Here is a 17,568-nt window from a genome sequence, read left to right on the forward strand (position 1 = left end):
TTTTTTGAGATAGTTATGGAACCGGTTTCATAAACTGTTTTTACGCTGGAAAGGGGCGTGAATAGTCAGGCAGGGCAATGGTTGGCATGAAGTTGAAATGACACGGCAAGAGGCGATCCGAATCGTCCATTTGACAATATTCCCGGCAGTGCCTCGACGAGGCCGGTACCGGGATCACAGGAGACTGAAGCATGAAGATGACTACACTGTTGTATTCGAAGATCGTGGCGTGCGCGCTCGCAGCAACGTTTGCCCTGGGTGCGGCGGCCGATGCCGGCGCCCAGACGCTTGGCGACCTGATCAAAAAAGGCAAGCTGACCATCGGCGTGGTCAGCGGCACGCCGCCGTTCGGCAGCATCGACGCCAAGGGCGCGCCCGTCGGCTATGACGTCGACGTCGCCAACCTGATCGGCAAATACATGAACCTGCCCGTGGAAATAGTCCCGTTGACGGCGCCGTCGCGTGTGCCGTCGCTGGAGTCGGGCAAGGTCGATTTCCTCGTGGCGACCCTGGCGCCCACGCCGGAACGGGCCAAGACCCTGATGTTCACCATGCCTTACAGCGCGTTCGAACTGGCCATCGTCGCGCCGGTGGGCGGCAAATTCAAGGCCCTGGCCGAGTTGAAGGGCAAGAAAGTGGGCGTGACGCGCGGCACCACCAACGACACGGCGCTGAGCCGCCTGGCGCCGGCCGGCACCAATATCGTGCGTTTCGAGGATGACGCCACCGTCACCCAGGCCTTGCTCAGCAAGCAGGTCGACGCCGTCTCGATTCCCAGCACGATGGCGCTCGACATCATCAAGACGCGCGGCGCGGGCAAGATCGAGGTCCGCTTCACCTATTCGCTGCAGCCGAACTCGATGGCGGTGCGCCGCGGCGACTTCGAGCTGCACCAGTGGCTCAACAACTTCATCTACTACGTCAAGCTGAACGGCGAACTCGACGCCATCGCGCGCAAGTGGAGCGGCGCGCCGCTGCCGGCGCTGCCGACCTTCTGATACCGCCAGCCGCATAGGAAAGTGCCCGTCCGCACGGCGCGCCGCCACGGTGGCGCGGCCGGGGATGCGCACGCAGACAAGGAGTTGAGTATGCCGTATGAATTTCATTTCGAACTCGTCATGCAATCGCTGGACCGCCTGTTGTGGGGCGCGGCGCTGACGATACGCCTGAGCGCCCTGGCGATGGTGCTGGGCCTGGCGGTGGGCGTGTGCGCCGCCGTCATCCTGAAGAATGGTCCCGCCTATGCCCGCGCCGTGGTGCGCGCGTATGTCGAGGTCATCCGCAGCACGCCGTTCCTGGTGCAGCTGTTCATCATCTACTTCGGCTTGCCGTCGCTGGGCCTGCAGCTCGACGCGAACGGCGCGGCGCTCGTCGCCATGACGGTCAATCTGGGCGCCTACGCGGCGGAGATCGTGCGCGCCGGCATCGGCGCCGTGCATCCGTCGCAGCTCGAGGCGGCGCAGGCGCTGGGCATGACGCGCTGGCAGGTGATGCGCCACGTGGTGCTGCTGCCGGCGCTGGAAAAAGTCTATCCGGCGCTGGCCAGCCAGTTCACCTTGATGATGCTGGCCTCGAGCGTCGTGTCGGCCATTTCCGCCGAAGAGCTGACCGCCGCGGCGCACCTGCTCGACGCGGAAACCTTCCGCAGCTTCGAGATCTACATCGTCGTGATGGTGCTGTACATCGTGCTGGCCCTGCTGTTCCGCTTCGGCTTCTGGGTGCTGGGCCAGATCGTCTTCAAACGCCGCCGCCGTCTGGGCGCGGCGCGCATGGGAGCTTGACATGATCAGTGACTTTTCCTGGGATAACCTGCAATTCCTGCTCGAGGCCACGCGCTGGACCATCGGCCTGTCGCTGATCGTCTTCATCACGGGCGGCATCGCCGGCTTCGCGGTGGCGCTGCTGCGCACGGCGCGCAGCCCGGTCCTGCGCTGCATCAGCGCCCTGTACATCCAGCTGGTCCAGGGCACGCCCGTGCTGATCGTCCTGTTCCTGACGTATTACGGGCTGGCCCTGTTCGGCTACAAGCTGTCGCCGATTATCGCGGCCGGCGCGGCGATGACGATCTTTGCCAGCGCCTATCTGGGCGAGATCTGGCGCGGCTGCATCGAAGGCGTGCAGCGGCAGCAGTGGGAAGCGTCGGCCGCGCTGGCGCTGAACCGCTATCAGCAGCTGCGCTACGTCATCCTGCCGCAGGCGCTGCGCCATTCGCTGCCGCCGACGGTGGGCTTCATGGTGCAGATCATCAAGAATACCTCGATCACCTCGATCATCGGCGTGGTGGAACTGACGCGGGCAGGGCAACTGGTCAGCAATGCGACCTTCCTGCCTTTCATCGTCTTCCCCGTCGTCGCCCTGATCTACTTCGCGATGTGCTATCCGCTGTCGCGCTACAGCCATTCACTGGAAAGGAAATTCCATGCCCATCGTTGAAATCGACAATATCAGCAAGAGCTTCGGCGCCAATCATGTGCTCAAGGGCGTCTCGTTCGCCGTCGAGCGGGGCCAGGTGATCGCCGTGATCGGCCGCAGCGGCTCCGGCAAGAGCACCATGCTGCGCTGTATCAACGGCCTGGAAACCATCGACAGCGGCAGCATCGCCGTGGCCGGCCATACGCTGACGGCGCGCCAGGAGCACCTGCTCGACTTGCGCAAGGACGTCGGCATGGTCTTCCAGAGCTACAACCTGTTCCCCCACCTGACGGTGGAAGAAAACGTCATGCTGGCGCCGCGCATCGTCAAGAAAGTGCCCGACGCCCAAGGCCGCGCCACGGCGCTGCGCGTGCTCAAGCAGGTGGGCCTGGACCACAAGCGCGAAGCCTATCCCGAGCAGCTGTCGGGCGGCCAGCAGCAGCGCGTGGCGATCGCCCGTTCGCTGGCGATGGAGCCGCAAGTGATGCTGTTCGATGAAGTGACGTCGGCGCTCGACCCGGAACTGACGCAGGAAGTGCTGAAGGTGATGGAAGAGCTGGCGCAGGCGGGCATGACGATGCTCTTGGTGACGCACGAGATGGAGTTCGCGCGGCGCATGGCCGACGTCACGGTCTTCATGCACCAGGGATTGGTGTGGGAAAGCGGGCCGTCGGAAGCGTTTTTCAGCAATCCACAAACGCCTGAAGCGCGCCAGTTCGTCGGCGCGGGAGCGATCAAATGAGCCCCGTTTTGGTGGCGGCGTCGGCCTATGGCGCAAGCAGGGTAAGGCAGCTGGGGCAAAGCCATTTCATCGACGTGGTGGCCGATGCGGGCGGTGCCGGCATCGAGATCCGCCGCGAACTGTTCACCTCCGACTTGCCGGACCTGGCGCGCATGGGTGCGGCGGTGGCTGCGCGCGGCCTGTACTCGGTGTATTCCACGCCCATCGAATTGTGGGACGCGGACGGGCTGCTGCGGCACGAGTTGCTGCAGCAGATGCTGGACGAGGCGGCGCGCCTGGGGGCGCGCTACCTGAAGGTGTCGCTGGGCCATTACCCGGCCGCGCCGGACTTGCACGCCTTGAGCGCCCAGTTGGCGGCCGCGCCCGTGGCGCTGCTGGTGGAAAACGACCAGACGGCCCATGGCGGCAAGCTGGCGACGATGGCGCGCTTCCTGGCGGCGGCGCGCGACATCGGGCTGCCCGTGGGCCTGACCTTCGACATCGGCAACTGGCGCTGGGTGGGCGAGGATGCGCAGCAGGCGGCGCGCCTGCTGGCGCCGTACGTGCGCTATGTGCACTGCAAGGCCGTCCAGGATGACGGGGGCCGGCTGTCCGCCTGCGCCGTCTCCGCCGCCGATCCGGCCTGGCGCGCCGTCTTCGCGCACTTTGCGCCGGGCGTGCAGCGGGCCATCGAATTCCCGCTCGAGGCTACTGACCTGGTGGCCGAAACGGGCCGCTACATCCGGATGCTGGAGGCCGCATGACGGAACACGAAATGATGCATGGAGCGCATGCGCTCGACGTCGTCACCTACGGCGAAGCGATGGCGATGTTCGTTGCCGAGGAAACGGGCGACCTGGCGGCCGTGGCGCATTTCACGCGCCGCCTGGCCGGCGCCGAGACGAATGTCGCCATCGGCCTGGCGCGCCTCGGTTTGAAAGTCGGCTGGCTCAGCCGCGTGGGCGATGACTCGTTCGGCCGCTTCATCCGCGCCAGCGTGCAGGCCGAAGGCGTCGATTGCAGCCGGGTCGCCGCCGTCGCCGGCCAGTCCAGCGGCTTCCTGCTCAAGGAGAAGGCCGAGAACGGCGCCGATCCGCTGGTCGAGTACTTCCGCAAGGGTTCCGCCGCCAGCCGGCTGGCGCCCGAGCACTTCGACCCCGCCTATTTCCTGTCCGCGCGCCACCTGCACGCCACGGGCGTGGCCGCGGCGCTGTCCGCCACCAGCCTGGCGTTCGCGGGCCAGGCCATCGACTTCATGCGCAAGCATGGCCGGACCGTGTCGTTCGATCCGAACCTGCGGCCCTCGCTGTGGCCGTCGCAAGCCGTCATGGTCGAACAGATCAACCGTCTCGCCGCCAGGGCCGACTGGGTGTTGCCTGGCCTGGGGGAGGGAAAAATCCTCACCGGTCACGACCTGCCGCGCGACGTCGCCGGCTTTTATCTGCAGCAGGGTGCGCGCCTGGTGGTCATCAAGCTGGGTGCAGAGGGCGCCTATTACCGCACGGCCGACGGCGACAGCGGCATGGTGCCGGGCGAGCGCGTGGACAAGGTGGTCGACACGGTGGGTGCCGGCGACGGCTTCGCGGCCGGCCTGGTCAGCGCCTTGCTGGAAGGCTTGCCGCTGGCGCAGGCGGTACGGCGCGGCAACAGAGTCGGCGCCTTCGCCATCCAGGTGGCCGGCGACATGGAAGGCTTGCCGACCCGCGCCCAGCTCGACGCGCTGGGCCAATCTTGAACCGAACAGGGGAAAACTCATGAAAAAACATGTGCTTGTGTATAAAAAGCTGGCCGAGCCGCTGCTGGCGCGCCTGCGCGCCGAATGCGATGTGACGTATTTCGAGGCGATCGACGCGGGCAACCGCGCCGCGTTCGCCGCCGCCATCCGCGGCGCGCATGGCTTGCTGGGCGCCAGCGTGCGCCTGGACCGCGAACTGCTGGACCCGGCCGTCGACCTGCGCATCATTTCCACCATTTCGGTGGGCGTCGACCAGTTCGACGTCGACTACCTGCGCGAACGGGGTATTTTGCTGGCCAATACGCCGGACGTGCTGACGGAAACGACGGCCGACACGATCTTCGCGCTGATCCTCGCCAGCGCGCGGAGGGTCGTTGAACTGGCCGAATTCGTCAAGGCGGGACGCTGGACGCGCAGCGTGGGCGAAAGCCAGTACGGCGTCAACGTGCACGGCAAGACCATCGGCATGCTGGGCATGGGCCGCATCGGCCGCGCCGTCGCCCGCCGCGCCGCGCTGGGTTTCGGCATGCAGGTGCTGTACGTGAACGGCGAAGCGGTGCCCGAGGTGGAAGCGGCGCTGGGCGCGCGACAGGTGGCGCTCGACGAGCTGCTGGCCGGCTCCGATTTCGTTTGCGTGGTCCTGCCGCTGACGGCGCAGACGGAACGCATGATGGGGCGGCGCGAGTTCGCGCTGATGCGCCCCGGCGCCATCTTCATCAACGGTTCGCGCGGGCGCATCGTCGATGAGGCGGCGTTGATCGAGGCCCTGCAGCAGGGCACCATCCACGGCGCCGGCCTGGACGTGTTCGAGCGCGAACCGCTGGCGCCGGACAATCCGCTGCCGGGCATGGCCAACGTGGTGGCGCTGCCGCACATCGGCTCAGCCACGCATGAAACGCGTTATGCCATGGCGCAGCAAGCCGTGGACAACCTGCTGGCCGGCCTGCGCGGCGAGCGTCCGCGCCACCTGGTCAGCTAAGAACAGTATCCATAAAAAGACAGACAGGGAAAGAAATGAAGAACAAGGTAGCAAGGGCAATGATCATCGGCGCGGGCGCCTGCGGCGGCCTGTGCGCGGCGCAGTCGAACGTGGCCATGTACGGCATCGCGGACCTGGGCGTGGTGTCCGAGAGCGGCGGCCCCGGGGGCAGGGTGCTCAAGCTGACGAGCGGCATCGCCAACGGTTCGCGCCTGGGTTTCAAGGGCAGCGAAGACCTGGGCGGCGGCATGACGGCAATCTTTACGATGGATGCGGGCATCCTGGCCGACACGGGCGCTTCGGCCCAGGGCGGCCTGCTGTTCGGGCGCCAGGCCTTCGTCGGCCTCGCCGGTGCGGCGGGCACCTTGCGGCTGGGCCGCCAGTACACGTTCATCGATAGCAGCCTGGGCGTGCTGGACCCGTTTTACCTGGGTTTTGCGGGCAGGATGAGCAACGTCTTCACGGCCGGCTACATCAGCCGCGTCGACAACAGCATCACCTACAGCTCGCCCGTGCGCGGTGGCCTTTCCGGCGAACTGGCGTACGGCTTCGGCGAAGTGCCGGGCGATGCCTCGGCCAGGCGCTACATGGGCGCGGCGGCCACCTATGCCAGCGGGCCGCTGTACGTGCGCCTGGCGCACCAGGATGCCAACACCCTGTCAAGCGCGCTGTTGACGGGCAGGGCGCGCAACACGGTGCTGGGCGCCACCTGGGACTTCGGCGTGCTCAAGGCGCATGGCGCCGTCGCCGTCAGCAAGAGCACGGCCGGTGCCGCCACCACAGTCGACAGCGCGGACCTGATGCTGGGCGCCACCGTGCCCGTGGGCCCGCACCGCATCCTGTTCTCGTACGTGCGGCGCGACGACCGGCGCGCCGCCAACGGCGACGCTAGCCAGCTCGGCATCGGCTACACGTACGCGCTGTCGAAACGCAGCACCTTGTACGCGGCCTACGCGCATATCGACAACCGCAACGGCGCCGCCTATGTGGTGGGCAATGCCACCGACAACGGCACCGGCAACCAGGCCTGGAACCTGGGCCTGCGCCACACTTTTTAACGGGAGAATCGAATGAAGAAAACCGGATGGATTTTGGTCGGCGCCAGCACCGTGGCGCGCGAATGGATGGTCGACGCGATCCGCCAGCAGGGCGACGCCGAGGTGCTGGCCGTGGTCAGCCGCGATGCTGTGCGCGGCGCCGCCTTTGCCGGGCAATTCGGCATCGCCGCCAGCTATACGGACCTGGCTGCGGCGCTGGCCCATCCGGGCGCGGATGCCGTGTACATCAGCACTACCAACGAATGGCACATGGCGCAGACCTTGCAGGCGGCGCGCGTGGGCAAGCACGTGCTGTGCGAGAAGCCGCTGGCGCTGAACCTGGACGACGCCCGCCGCATGGTCGACGGCTGCGCCGAGGCGGGCGTGGTGCTGGGGATTAACCACCACCTGCGCAACGCGGCCAGCCACGGCAAGGTGCGCGAGTTGATACGCGCTGGCGAGATCGGCCAGCCCCTGTATGGCCGCGTACTGCACGCGAACAACCTGCCGCAGCACTTGCGCGGCTGGCGCCTGGACGCGCCGGAGTCGGGCGGCGTCACGCTCGACATGTTCGTGCACGATGTCGACACCCTGCGCTTCCTGCTGGATTCGGAACCGCGCCACGTGACCGCCTGCGCCACCAGCGGCGGCATGACGGTGGCGGGGCTGGAAGAGGGCCTGATGACCGTCATCGAGTTCGACAACGGGACTTTGGTACAGGTGCACGACGCGTTCAACGCGCCGTATTCGCTGTCCGGCGTGGAAATCATCGGCAGCAAGGGCACCATCTTCGCCACCGGCGTGATGACGCAGCGCCCCGTCGGCAGCATCAGCCTGACGCGCGACGGCGGCAGCGTCGACATCCCCGTCGAGCACGAGAACCTGTACGTGCGCTCGGTGCGTGCCTTCCAGCGCGCCATGCGCGGCGAAGGGCAGCCGGCCGCCACGGGCGACGACGGCATGCGCGCGCTGGCGACGGCGCTGGCGGCGCAGCAGGCCAGCCGCAGCCACCAGCGCGTGACCCTGGCCGGCTGACGGCCGGCTGCACCAGTAAAAAAGCCGCCTGATTAAAAAAATCAGGCGGCTTTTTTTTGCCTTGAAGCATCGAACGCCTGAAAAAATCGTAGCGAGCGGATGGGAGTTGCGGCTAAGAAGCGCAACTGTGCTATAGCACAGTGAGCATCGCAGGCCGCAAATCGCGACGCGCAGTAGATTTTTCAGGTGTTCATCACTCTTCGCGGCGCAAGTGAGGGAACAGCAGGACGTCGCGGATGTTCGGAGAATCCGTGATGATCATCATCAGGCGGTCGATGCCGATGCCGCAGCCGCCGGCTGGCGGCATGCCGTATTCCAGCGCGCGGATGTAGTCGGCGTCGTAGAACATCGCCTCTTCATCGCCGGCGTCCTTGGCGGCCACTTGCGCCAGGAAGCGTGCCGACTGGTCTTCCGCATCGTTCAACTCGGAGAAGCCGTTGGCGATCTCGCGGCCCACCATGAACAGCTCGAAGCGTTCGGTGATGCCGGCCACCGTGTCGGAAGCGCGCGCCAGCGGCGACACTTCAACAGGGTAGTCGATGATGTAGGTCGGTTCCCACAGCTGCGCTTCAGCCGTCTCTTCGAACAGCGCCAGTTGCAGCGCGCCCAGGCCGGCCGTGGCGAACGGCTTGACGCCGAATTTCTTCAGCTCTTCCTTGATGAAGTCCGCATCGTTCAACTGCTCCGGCGTGTAGCCCGGCGCGTACTTGTTGATCGCTTCGACGATGGTCAGGCGGTGGAACGGTTTTGCCAAATCGAGTTCGCGGCCGCCGTAGGTCAGGGTGGCAGTGCCGTGCGCGTCGATGGCGGCCTGGCGGATGACGGCTTCCGTGAAATCCATCAGCCATTTGTAGTCGGTGTAGGCCGCGTAGAATTCCATCATCGTGAATTCAGGGTTGTGACGGATCGACACGCCTTCGTTGCGGAAGTTACGGTTGATCTCGAACACGCGGTCGAAGCCGCCCACGACCAGGCGCTTCAGGTACAGCTCGGGCGCGATGCGCAGGAACATTTGCATGTCGAGCGCATTGTGGTGCGTGATGAACGGCTTGGCCGCCGCGCCGCCGGGGATCGTGTGCAGCATCGGCGTTTCCACTTCCATGAACTCGTTCTTTTCCATGAAGCGGCGGATCGACGAGATGGCGGCGGTACGCGCCTTGAAGGTGCGGCGCGTCTCTTCGTTCATGATCAGGTCGACGTAGCGCTGGCGGTACTTGGTTTCCTGGTCGGCCAAGCCGTGGAATTTGTCCGGCAGCGGGCGCAGCGACTTGGTGATCAGGCGCAGTTCCGTGACCTTGATGGTCAGTTCGTCCGTCTTGGTCTTGAACAGGGTGCCTTGCACGCCCAGGATATCGCCCAGGTCATAGTGGTGCAGGGCGGCCATGGCCGCTTCGCCGGTGAGGTCAAGCGTGGCGTAGATCTGGATGCGGCCGTCGGCCTTCGGGCCGGAAGCGTCTTGCAGGGTGGCGAAGGCGGCTTTCTTGCCCGCTTCGCGCTTGAGCATCATGCGGCCGGCCAGCACCACGTGTACGGGGTTTTCTTCCAGCTCTTCGCGCGTCTTGCCGCCGTATTGCGCGTGCAGATCGGCCGCCTTGTGTTCGGGGCGGAAATCGTTCGGGAAGGCGACGCCTTGTTCGCGCAGTGCGGCCAGCTTGACGCGGCGCTCGGCGATGATCTTGTTTTCATCGGGGGCGGCGGCTTGTTCTTGGATATCCGTAGTCATGGTGTTCTTCGTTGGTGATTATTGATGATGTGGTGCCAGCGCTGGCGCCACGCTGGCAAACAGTGCGTCGACGTCGAGTGCGGAGAAATCCGGCACGATGGCAATGATGTTGTCGAATGCGGCAAACGCCTCGGCCGGCAGGGTGGTGGTGAGTACCACGACGCGCATGCCGGCACGGCGCGCCGCTTCCACGCCCAGGGGCGCGTCTTCGAAGACGATGCAGTCTTGCGGCAGCGCGCCGGCCAGCTGTGCGCCTTTCAGGAACACGTCCGGGTGCGGCTTGCCCCGTTCCACGTCGGCGGCGCCGACGATGGCGTCGAAGCGGTGGCGCAGGTCCAGGCCGTCGAGCGTGAACGCGATATTCTCGTCTGGCGCGGCCGTGCCCACCACCAGCCCCACGCCATGCTGGCGCGCGCTGGCGATCAGCCGGTCGAAGCCAAGCACCGTGGCCAGGTGCGGGCCATACAGTTCGCGGTAGACGACTTCCTTTTCCGCCAGCAGGGTGACGTGGTCGGCATCCTCGCCCAGGTACTTGGCGATGATTTCGTGTCCCTGCCGTCCTGCCGTGTCGCGGAAAAAGGCGTCCGCGTCCAGCGCATGGCCGTGGCGTTCAAAGAACGCCAGCCACGATGTCGTGTGGAAGGCCATGTTGTCGACGATCGTGCCATCCATGTCGAACAGGAAGGCACGCGGAGCCGGAGCCGGAGCGGAGGCATTCATCCTTACACGCCTTGCTTGAGCGAGGCGGAGATGAAGTCGTCGATGTCGCCATCGAGCACGCCCTTGGTATTGCCCGTCTCGAAACCGGTGCGCAAGTCCTTGATGCGGGACTGGTCCAGCACGTAGGAGCGGATCTGGTGACCCCAGCCCACATCCGTCTTCGAGTCTTCCAGCTTTTGCTGTTCGCTCATGCGCTTGCGCAGTTCATGCTCGTACAGTTTCGCTTTCAGCATTTCCATCGCTTCGGCGCGGTTGCGGTGCTGCGAACGGTCGTTCTGGCACTGCACCACGATGCCGGTCGGCGCATGGGTCATGCGGACGGCGGAGTCGGTTTTATTAATGTGCTGACCGCCGGCGCCCGACGCGCGGTAGGTGTCGACGCGGATATCGGCCGGGTTGACGTCGATCTCGATCGAATCGTCGACTTCCGGATACACGAACAGCGATGTGAACGACGTGTGGCGGCCGTTGGCCGAGTCGAACGGCGACTTGCGCACCAGGCGGTGCACGCCCGTTTCCGTGCGCAGGAAGCCGTAGGCGTGATCGCCCTCGACCTTCAGGGTGGCCGTCTTGATGCCGGCGACTTCGCCGTCGGACTGCTCGAGGATTTCAACTTTAAAACCCTTGCGTTCGCAATAGCGCAGGTACTGGCGCAGCAGCATCGAAGCCCAGTCCTGGGCTTCCGTGCCGCCGGCGCCGGCCTGGATGTCGATGAAGCAGTTGTTCGGGTCCATCGGATTGTTGAACATCCGGCGGAATTCCATGCTTTCGATGACCTTGCGGATTTCCTGCACGTCCTGCTCGATCGCTTCCAGGGTCTCGTCGTCGCCTTCTTCACGGGCCATGTCGAACAGGTCGCGGGTGTCGCGCAGGTCGGCATCGGCCTTGGTCAGCGTGAAGACGATCGCTTCCAGCGCCTTCTTCTCTTTACCGAGGTCCTGGGCGCGCTTGGGATCGTTCCAGACGGTGGGATCTTCCAGCTCTTCGTTGACTTGCTCTAGTTTCTCCGACTTGACAGTGAAGTCAAAGATACCTCCGAAGTTCGGCTTCGCGGACCGTCAGGTCGTTGAGCAGGGCGGAGATGATATTGATGCGTTCGGCTTCCATAATGTTCTGGTCTTCTATGGTGAAATCAAACCCTGAATTATACGCGAGCGCGGCGCGTTTCCGCTGCCGCCGCAGCGCAATTGCGGCCGCGCGGGGCAATAAAATGCGTATTTTGCTGTATTTGCGACAATATTTTTGCCTTGATGATGGCTATCGTGCTGCGTATGATGCTGGCGATATTGTCTTTCCACAGGAATTCTCATGTGCCAACCCTTGCGTCAACTTCCCCGTCTCGCCCTGTTACCGCTGCTGCTGGCCGGCTGCGGCGCCTTGCCGCCCGTCGCCACGGGACCCGCGCGGGCGCCTTCGGCCGCGCCGGCCGGCAGCAGCGCCACCCTGGCCCTGCTGGAGACGACGGACTTGCACGCGAATGTGCTCAGTTATGACTACTACAAGCTGCAGGCGGAACCGTCGATCGGCCTGGAACGCACGGCGGCCCTGATCGTCCAGGCGCGTGCGCAATTCCCGAACAATCTGCTGCTCGACAACGGCGACACCATCCAGGGCACGGCCCTGGCCGACTACCAGGCACTGGTAAAACCGCTGGCTTGCGACCAGACCCTGGCCATCTACAAGGCGATGAATCTGCTGAAAGTGGACGGCGGCGGCATCGGCAACCATGAATTCAATTACGGCCTGGCGTTTTTGAGCCAGGTGACGGGCAACCGCTTCGACGTCGACAGCGTCGATGCCGGCAGACCGCGCTGCGCCGGCCCCGCGTTCCCGCAAGTGCTGGCCAACGTCTACAGCGTCAAGACGGGCAAGCCCCTGTTTGCGCCATATCACATTATCGACAAGCAGATCACGGCCACCGGTCCCGATGGAAAACCGGTGACCAGCAGCGTGAAGGTGGGCATCATCAGCTTCGCGCCGCCCACCATCATGGCCTGGGACAAGCGCTGGCTGGAAGGGCGCGTCTATACGCAGGGCGTGCGCGAGACGGCGGAAAAATTCATTCCCGAGATGCGCGCGAAAGGCGCCGAACTGGTGGTGGCCATTTCGCACGGCGGCCTCGATGACAGCCCGTATTCGCCCACCATGGAAAACGGCAATTACTACCTGTCGCAAGTGCCGGGCGTGGACGCCATGCTGATCGGCCACTCGCACCAGCTGTTTCCGAACGCCGCCAGCACGGTGCCGCAGTTTAATTTGCCCGGCGTCGACAAGGTCAAAGGATTGGTCAACGGCGTGCCCACCGTGATGGCCAATTTGTGGGGCAAGCACCTGGGCGTGATCGGCTTGCGCCTGCGTCACGACGGCAAGCAGTGGGTGGTCGACAAGAGCGCCACGACGGTGGAAGCGCGCGGCATCCAGAACGCGGACAAGAGTTATGTCACTCCCGATGCGGCCATCGCCACACTGGTGGCCGAGGAGCATGCGGCCACGATCGCCTACGTGCAGACACCGGTCGGCGCCACGGACTTCCGTATGTCGACGTATTTCGCCGACGTGGGCGACGTGAGCGCCATCGAGGTCGTGAACCAGGCGCAATCGAGCTATCTGGCCGCGTATGTGAAGGCGAACCTGCCGCAGTACGCGCACTTACCCGTGCTGTCGATGTCGTCGCCGTTCAAGAGCGGCTCGGCCGGCGTATCCGACTACACGGACGTGAAGGCGGGCAATGTGGCGCTGAACAATGCGGCCGACCTGTATCTGTATCCGAACGCGCTGTACGGCGTGAAGATGAATGGCGCGGAGCTGAAGGCCTGGCTGGAACAGTCGGCGCGGCGCTTCAATACCATCGACCCGAACAAGCTGGAAGCGCAGGAACTGGTCAACACGGCCCACCCGAGTTACAACTTCGACGCCATCACCAGCGCCGACGTGCGCTACCAGATCGACGTCACGCAGCCGCCGGGCCGGCGTATCAAGGCGCTGACCTACAAGGGTAAACCTGTGGACGCGGCGCAGGAATTCCTGATCGCGACGAACAACTACCGCGCCAGCGGCGGCGGCAATTTCCCTGGCCTCGACGGCAGCAAGACGGTGGTGGCCTCGCCCGATAACAACCGCGAACTCTTGATCGCGTACGTCACGCAGCAGAAAAACCTGACGCGCGCGAAAAACGGTTCGGCGCGCAGCTGGCGCTTCGCGAAGGTGGCCACAAAAGGCCCGGTGGTGTTCCATTCGGCGCCGGGCGTGATCGACCTGGCGAAAGCGGCCGGCATCGACAACGTCACGCAGCTGAAAGCTGACGATGGTGCGGGCAAGGGCTTTGCGCTGTATCAAGTGGACCTGTCGAAGTGAAGGCATGGTTGTGTGCCATCGCCCTGGCCGTATCGCCGCTGGCATCGGCAGGGCCGGACCTGACGGCCCAGGCCAAGACCTTGATGCGCGCGGGAGTCGCGACCCAGCCGCAGGCACGCATCCTGTTTGAACGGGAGGCGGGGCAGGGCAGCGGTCCCGCCGCGTATTACCTGGGCTTGATGCTCAAGAACGGCATGGGCGGGCCGCAGGACGGCGGCGCCGCGCTGCGCTGGCTGGAACTGGCCGCGCAGCGCGGCGTGGCGCCCGCCATGTTCATCGTGGCGAACCTGCTGCTCGATACCGACGAAGCCAGGGCGCGCTACTGGCTCGACGCTGCCTGCGACCTGGACTACCCGGAAGCGCTGCAGCAGAAATCCGTCGCCCTGGCCGAAGGACAGATGGGCTACGCGCACAGCGAGGAGCAATCGTTCCTGTATCTGAAGATGGCCACGCATGCGATGGGGCACCGTCCGCCTGAGCCTTGAGGGCATGGCCGGCTGCCTGGGGCAGGCCTGTTGCAATTGGAATGTGTTGAAGGAATTGTTTGTTTTTGATCGGAAAGATTAATTCTTCGTGATCATTCTGACTGCTTATATTTTCTTTCAATAATTTGTTATTTGATAGTCATTATTGGCTTTTTTAAAAAATTGTATGGCAGTATTCGACATATGGTTTTTTTATTAACTGGATGATTCCGGGAGCCCGTGTGCAAAGTCAAATGATTCGCCAACAAAAAACAATGTTTCGCCATCGCCGAAGCGGTATACCGTTCTTGCCGAGGAAAATGGCGCATGCCATGCTCGGCATGTTTTGCCTGCTTGCCTCTACCGCGATGGCGCAATTGCCAGCGCCGATCAAGCAAGGCCATCCGCGGCTATTCCTGAATCAAGCCAGTTTCGATGCGCTGAAACCGCAATTGCCAAATCTGCCGGCCGCATTCCCAGCCGCAGGCGGCAGCATCAGCCTGGAGCTGTTCGCCGGGCGCAAGGATCCGCTCGATAGCGTCAACCAGCCGATTTTTGGCGAATTCAGTCCGAGCCGCAACGGCTTTTTTATCCGCCACGTCGATTCCTACGATAGCCCGGCCGGCGCGGCGGGGGAAAGCCTCGGTTTCCAGGTCGGTTTCCAGGTCAATGGACTGGACCAGTATCTGTCTGTCGCCAGGATCGATTTGAAACCCGATGTCTGGTCGAACATCCAGTTGTCATGGAACAGCCAGACCCATAAAGTTGACTTGAGAGTCAATGGCGTTGCCGTGCCCATGGGCTGGAGAACGGTCGACGGCACCAGCGCCACGCCACCGATGGAATGGAAGGCGGATGGGCAGATCAGCAGGATAGGCATGCGGCGCAACGAAACCATGCGCAATTTCCGTTTGCTCGATGGCGCTGGCCATGAATTGTGGCAAGCACCGGCGATGGATGCTTTGCTCAACAAGGCCTGGTACGGCTTCATGGAGCGTGTCGACGGACGGGTGAGCACGCTTCAAGCCTGCCCGCTGATTCCCCCTCCCAGCGGCGTGCCGGAGCTGTGCAACGTGGCCACTGGCAGCCGCGGCACGATTTATGAAACTGCGCAGATGCTGGCCATGGCCTACCGCCTGACTGGCAATGCGAAATATCTGAATGGCGCCCTGAATTACCTCGACAAGCTGCTGGTGACGCCCTCCGTGGCCGGCGGCGAGTGGTCGTCGGGCGGGCGCGTCGGCGCCATGGGCATCCTGTACGACTGGCTGTTTGCCGAAACGGGCGCGCGCGCCGTGCCCGACGCCGTGGGTTTCGGCAGCTACCGCGACCTGACGGCGCAGCGAATCAAGGAAACGATCGCCGCCGATACGGGCCAGGGGCACGAGAATCTGTTTGTCTCGATGTGCGGCTATCAGCAGTTGTATATCACCAGCACCAGTTTTGATTGCAAAAAAAAGCCCGTGTATGAACAGTGGGACCGCAGCGAATCGAAGCCGTCCATCGCCGGTTTCTATATCAGCGGCCACCCGTTCAGCGCCGTCAATAATGTCACCGTTGGCTTGCTGGCCATCGTTGACGAGCATCCGGAAGTGTTGCCGATGATTGAAACGTCGTATGCGCACTACGAAAAGGGTTTTCTTGCTGCACGCGCTCTTATTTCGGTCGACGGCGGCCACCATATGGGCTTTGCCTATGGCGTATCGAGCATTCCCGAGCGCCTGCTCCTGTGGCGCAGCGCGCTGGAAAGTACGGGCACGGCGCCCCTGTTGCAGGCCGACTGGCAAGCCAGGCTGATTTATCCGTATATCTACGGCTTGCGCCATGACGGCAGCTTTCCCGCCAGCGGCGACAATTTCACAACGCCGCTCGGCAGCACATTGATCGGGCAGCTGGCGCTGGGCGCGGTGACGGATACGGCCGATGGCGTGGCAGGGAAGTTTTATCGCGAGCATGTCGTGGCGTCGCGCAGCGCGCACGATGCCTTGATACTGGAACGGCTGTTGTGGCCCGTTCAACTGCCGGCGGCGCCGCTGGAATCGCTGGAACTGTCGCGCCATTTCAGGACGTCGGGCCAGGTGCTGATGCGTGATAGCTGGGACTATGCGAATGCCACGTTACTGGAATTCAAATCGACGTCCTTTATCGCGGAAAATCACCAGCACTTCGACCAGAACAGTTTTTCGCTCAATTACAAGGCTCCGCTGCTGCTCGACACGGGCTTGTATGAAGAATATGGCAGCAGCCACTGGTGGAATTACTACACGCGCAGCATTGCCCACAATACGCTGCTGATATTTGACAAGAACGAGCGGTTCACGCGCGGAGACAGGGAATTCAGCAATGACGGCGGCCAATGGTTCTATGCGCCGAGACAGGGCTACCCGACGATCGAGGAAATCAGCCCTGCGGGACCGAATGCGCTCGACGGCATCGTCCGCTACGAAAATACGCCGCAGTACACCTACACCAGCGGCAATGCAAGCAAGGCCTATGCGTCCACCAAGCTCGATATGGCCAACGGTTTCGTGCGCAACGTGCTGTTCCTGCGCTCGCCATCGTTCTGGGGCAAGCCGGTCACTGTCGTCTTCGATAGCGTGCGCAGCAAGCAGGCCTTGCCGGCCACCTTCCTGCTGCACACGGCAAATGATCCCGTATCGGGCGCGCCGGGCGTGACGGCGCTGGGCAATGGCCAGTACCAGCTGGGCTACAAGGCCGGCCAGGAGCGCATCGCCACCATTCGCAATGGCGGCGGTATGCTGACGGCGCAGACGATCCTGCCGCTCAATGCCAGCGTGCGCAAGGTGGGCGGTGCGCAGGAGGGGGGCAATGGCTGCGCGCAGACCGATCTCGAAACTGGTGCTGTTGCCGGCAACGGCGCCGATTGCCGCTTCACTGTGCGCCGGCGCCAGGCCGATGGCAGTTACCTGTGGCGCAATCAGACGCCGCTGGTCAGCAAGCAGCAATCGTCGACCAGCGATGTCGGCGTCTGGCGCCTGGAAGTGGCGGCGCCCGCGGCGCCCGCCCTGAACGCGCCCGAGTACTTCCTGCATGTGCTGGCCGTTGCCGACAATGACGGCGGCACGGGACCGGCCGCTGCGCCGAGCGCCATACGCCTGGCTGCCGCGGCCAACACCGAGGCGCTGTTGCTGGGCAGTCAGCTGCATGTGCTGTTCAACCGCGACGTGGCGCCCGCCGCCCGCATGGACTGGGTCTCTACCCAAGCCGGCGGCGCCATCCTGGCGACAGGACTGAAACCGGGCGCGCACTACGCGTTGACGTCGGCACCGGCGGCCGGCGGCTACGCCTGGAGCCTGGCCGAAGCGGCCGATGGCGCAGGAACGTATCTGAGCTCGGACCAGGGCGTGCTCAGCATCGAGTAAGCCGC

15 protein-coding genes are annotated in these 17,568 nt (G+C 64.1%); 12 read left to right on the plus strand and 3 right to left on the minus strand.

The window, feature by feature from the left end; genetic code table 11:
* The first annotated feature begins 191 nt into the window (after positions 1–191).
* From AC1RBA_RS01535 to AC1RBA_RS01575, 9 genes are all read left to right on the plus strand, one after another.
* Complete coding sequence (locus AC1RBA_RS01535; RefSeq protein WP_070219948.1) at positions 192–998, plus strand: transporter substrate-binding domain-containing protein; 807 nt, start codon at positions 192–194, stop codon at positions 996–998.
* Between the two features lie 90 nt (positions 999–1,088).
* Complete coding sequence (locus AC1RBA_RS01540; RefSeq protein WP_121669805.1) at positions 1,089–1,781, plus strand: amino acid ABC transporter permease; 693 nt, start codon at positions 1,089–1,091, stop codon at positions 1,779–1,781.
* Position 1,782: 1 nt separating this feature from the next.
* Positions 1,783–2,433, plus strand: coding sequence for an amino acid ABC transporter permease (locus tag AC1RBA_RS01545; protein ID WP_492416190.1), 651 nt, complete (start codon positions 1,783–1,785; stop codon positions 2,431–2,433).
* A complete protein-coding gene (locus AC1RBA_RS01550; RefSeq protein ID WP_070291567.1) occupies positions 2,420–3,154 on the plus strand; it encodes an amino acid ABC transporter ATP-binding protein in 735 nt (244 codons plus the stop codon). The genes AC1RBA_RS01545 and AC1RBA_RS01550 overlap by 14 nt, the downstream gene beginning before the upstream one ends.
* A complete protein-coding gene (locus AC1RBA_RS01555; protein ID WP_492416192.1) occupies positions 3,151–3,897 on the plus strand; it encodes a sugar phosphate isomerase/epimerase family protein in 747 nt (248 codons plus the stop codon). The genes AC1RBA_RS01550 and AC1RBA_RS01555 overlap by 4 nt, the downstream gene beginning before the upstream one ends.
* A gap of 11 nt (positions 3,898–3,908) precedes the next feature.
* Positions 3,909–4,868, plus strand: a complete 960-nt coding sequence (locus tag AC1RBA_RS01560; RefSeq protein WP_492417159.1) for a sugar kinase — start codon at positions 3,909–3,911, stop codon at positions 4,866–4,868.
* Between the two features lie 19 nt (positions 4,869–4,887).
* Entirely contained in the window at positions 4,888–5,847 is a 960-nt protein-coding gene (locus AC1RBA_RS01565; RefSeq protein ID WP_070219956.1) for a 2-hydroxyacid dehydrogenase, read from the plus strand.
* Positions 5,848–5,882: 35 nt separating this feature from the next.
* Positions 5,883–6,905: a porin gene (locus AC1RBA_RS01570; RefSeq protein WP_070313560.1), complete on the plus strand. Its 1,023-nt coding sequence runs from the start codon at positions 5,883–5,885 to the stop codon at positions 6,903–6,905.
* A 12-nt stretch (positions 6,906–6,917) separates the two neighbouring features.
* Entirely contained in the window at positions 6,918–7,919 is a 1,002-nt protein-coding gene (locus tag AC1RBA_RS01575) for a Gfo/Idh/MocA family protein (RefSeq protein ID WP_492416195.1), read from the plus strand.
* A gap of 193 nt (positions 7,920–8,112) precedes the next feature.
* Here the strand turns inward: AC1RBA_RS01575 and lysS are convergent, their stop codons facing one another.
* From lysS to prfB, 3 genes are all read right to left on the minus strand, one after another.
* The gene (gene lysS / locus AC1RBA_RS01580) at positions 8,113–9,642 is read right to left on the minus strand and encodes a lysine--tRNA ligase (protein ID WP_034755402.1); all 1,530 of its coding nucleotides are present in this window, start codon (positions 9,640–9,642) and stop codon (positions 8,113–8,115) included.
* A gap of 18 nt (positions 9,643–9,660) precedes the next feature.
* Positions 9,661–10,362: an HAD family hydrolase gene (locus AC1RBA_RS01585; RefSeq protein ID WP_492416197.1), complete on the minus strand. Its 702-nt coding sequence runs from the start codon at positions 10,360–10,362 to the stop codon at positions 9,661–9,663.
* A 2-nt stretch (positions 10,363–10,364) separates the two neighbouring features.
* Positions 10,365–11,469 (minus strand): peptide chain release factor 2 gene (gene prfB / locus AC1RBA_RS01590; protein ID WP_121669803.1). Its coding sequence is split into 2 segments (ribosomal slippage): positions 10,365–11,387 and positions 11,389–11,469, totalling 1,104 coding nucleotides; the frame shifts between segments, so codons are not numbered across the junction.
* A gap of 201 nt (positions 11,470–11,670) precedes the next feature.
* On the opposite strand from prfB, the gene AC1RBA_RS01595 reads away from it, so the two are divergent.
* The 3 genes from AC1RBA_RS01595 to AC1RBA_RS01605 all read left to right on the plus strand — a co-directional run bounded on the left by AC1RBA_RS01595 (position 11,671) and on the right by AC1RBA_RS01605 (position 17,563).
* The gene (locus tag AC1RBA_RS01595) at positions 11,671–13,716 is read left to right on the plus strand and encodes a bifunctional 2',3'-cyclic-nucleotide 2'-phosphodiesterase/3'-nucleotidase (RefSeq protein WP_492416199.1); all 2,046 of its coding nucleotides are present in this window, start codon (positions 11,671–11,673) and stop codon (positions 13,714–13,716) included.
* Positions 13,713–14,201 (plus strand): tetratricopeptide repeat protein, encoded by a 489-nt coding sequence (locus AC1RBA_RS01600; RefSeq protein WP_139143152.1) that lies wholly within the window; start codon positions 13,713–13,715, stop codon positions 14,199–14,201. Before AC1RBA_RS01595 ends, AC1RBA_RS01600 begins: the two co-directional genes overlap by 4 nt.
* 311 nt (positions 14,202–14,512) lie before the next feature.
* Positions 14,513–17,563: a heparinase II/III domain-containing protein gene (locus AC1RBA_RS01605; protein ID WP_492416201.1), complete on the plus strand. Its 3,051-nt coding sequence runs from the start codon at positions 14,513–14,515 to the stop codon at positions 17,561–17,563.
* Positions 17,564–17,568: the final 5 nt, after the last annotated feature.

It is taken from the genome of Janthinobacterium sp. GW823-FHT03B06 (genome assembly GCF_058796955.1).

What these genes read in the sequence shown, in the direction of transcription:
- AC1RBA_RS01575 (WP_492416195.1), top strand. Translation starts at nt 6,918, where the DNA reads ATGAAGAAAACCGGATGGATTTTGGTCGGCGCCAGCACCGTGGCGCGC.
- lysS (WP_034755402.1), bottom strand. Translation starts at nt 9,642, where the DNA reads ATGACTACGGATATCCAAGAACAAGCCGCCGCCCCCGATGAAAACAAG.
- AC1RBA_RS01565 (WP_070219956.1), top strand. Translation starts at nt 4,888, where the DNA reads ATGAAAAAACATGTGCTTGTGTATAAAAAGCTGGCCGAGCCGCTGCTG.
- AC1RBA_RS01585 (WP_492416197.1), bottom strand. Translation starts at nt 10,362, where the DNA reads ATGAATGCCTCCGCTCCGGCTCCGGCTCCGCGTGCCTTCCTGTTCGAC.
- AC1RBA_RS01550 (WP_070291567.1), top strand. Translation starts at nt 2,420, where the DNA reads ATGCCCATCGTTGAAATCGACAATATCAGCAAGAGCTTCGGCGCCAAT.
- AC1RBA_RS01605 (WP_492416201.1), top strand. Translation starts at nt 14,513, where the DNA reads ATGCTCGGCATGTTTTGCCTGCTTGCCTCTACCGCGATGGCGCAATTG.
- AC1RBA_RS01545 (WP_492416190.1), top strand. Translation starts at nt 1,783, where the DNA reads ATGATCAGTGACTTTTCCTGGGATAACCTGCAATTCCTGCTCGAGGCC.
- AC1RBA_RS01540 (WP_121669805.1), top strand. Translation starts at nt 1,089, where the DNA reads ATGCCGTATGAATTTCATTTCGAACTCGTCATGCAATCGCTGGACCGC.
- AC1RBA_RS01560 (WP_492417159.1), top strand. Translation starts at nt 3,909, where the DNA reads ATGATGCATGGAGCGCATGCGCTCGACGTCGTCACCTACGGCGAAGCG.
- AC1RBA_RS01535 (WP_070219948.1), top strand. Translation starts at nt 192, where the DNA reads ATGAAGATGACTACACTGTTGTATTCGAAGATCGTGGCGTGCGCGCTC.
- AC1RBA_RS01595 (WP_492416199.1), top strand. Translation starts at nt 11,671, where the DNA reads ATGTGCCAACCCTTGCGTCAACTTCCCCGTCTCGCCCTGTTACCGCTG.
- AC1RBA_RS01555 (WP_492416192.1), top strand. Translation starts at nt 3,151, where the DNA reads ATGAGCCCCGTTTTGGTGGCGGCGTCGGCCTATGGCGCAAGCAGGGTA.
- AC1RBA_RS01570 (WP_070313560.1), top strand. Translation starts at nt 5,883, where the DNA reads ATGAAGAACAAGGTAGCAAGGGCAATGATCATCGGCGCGGGCGCCTGC.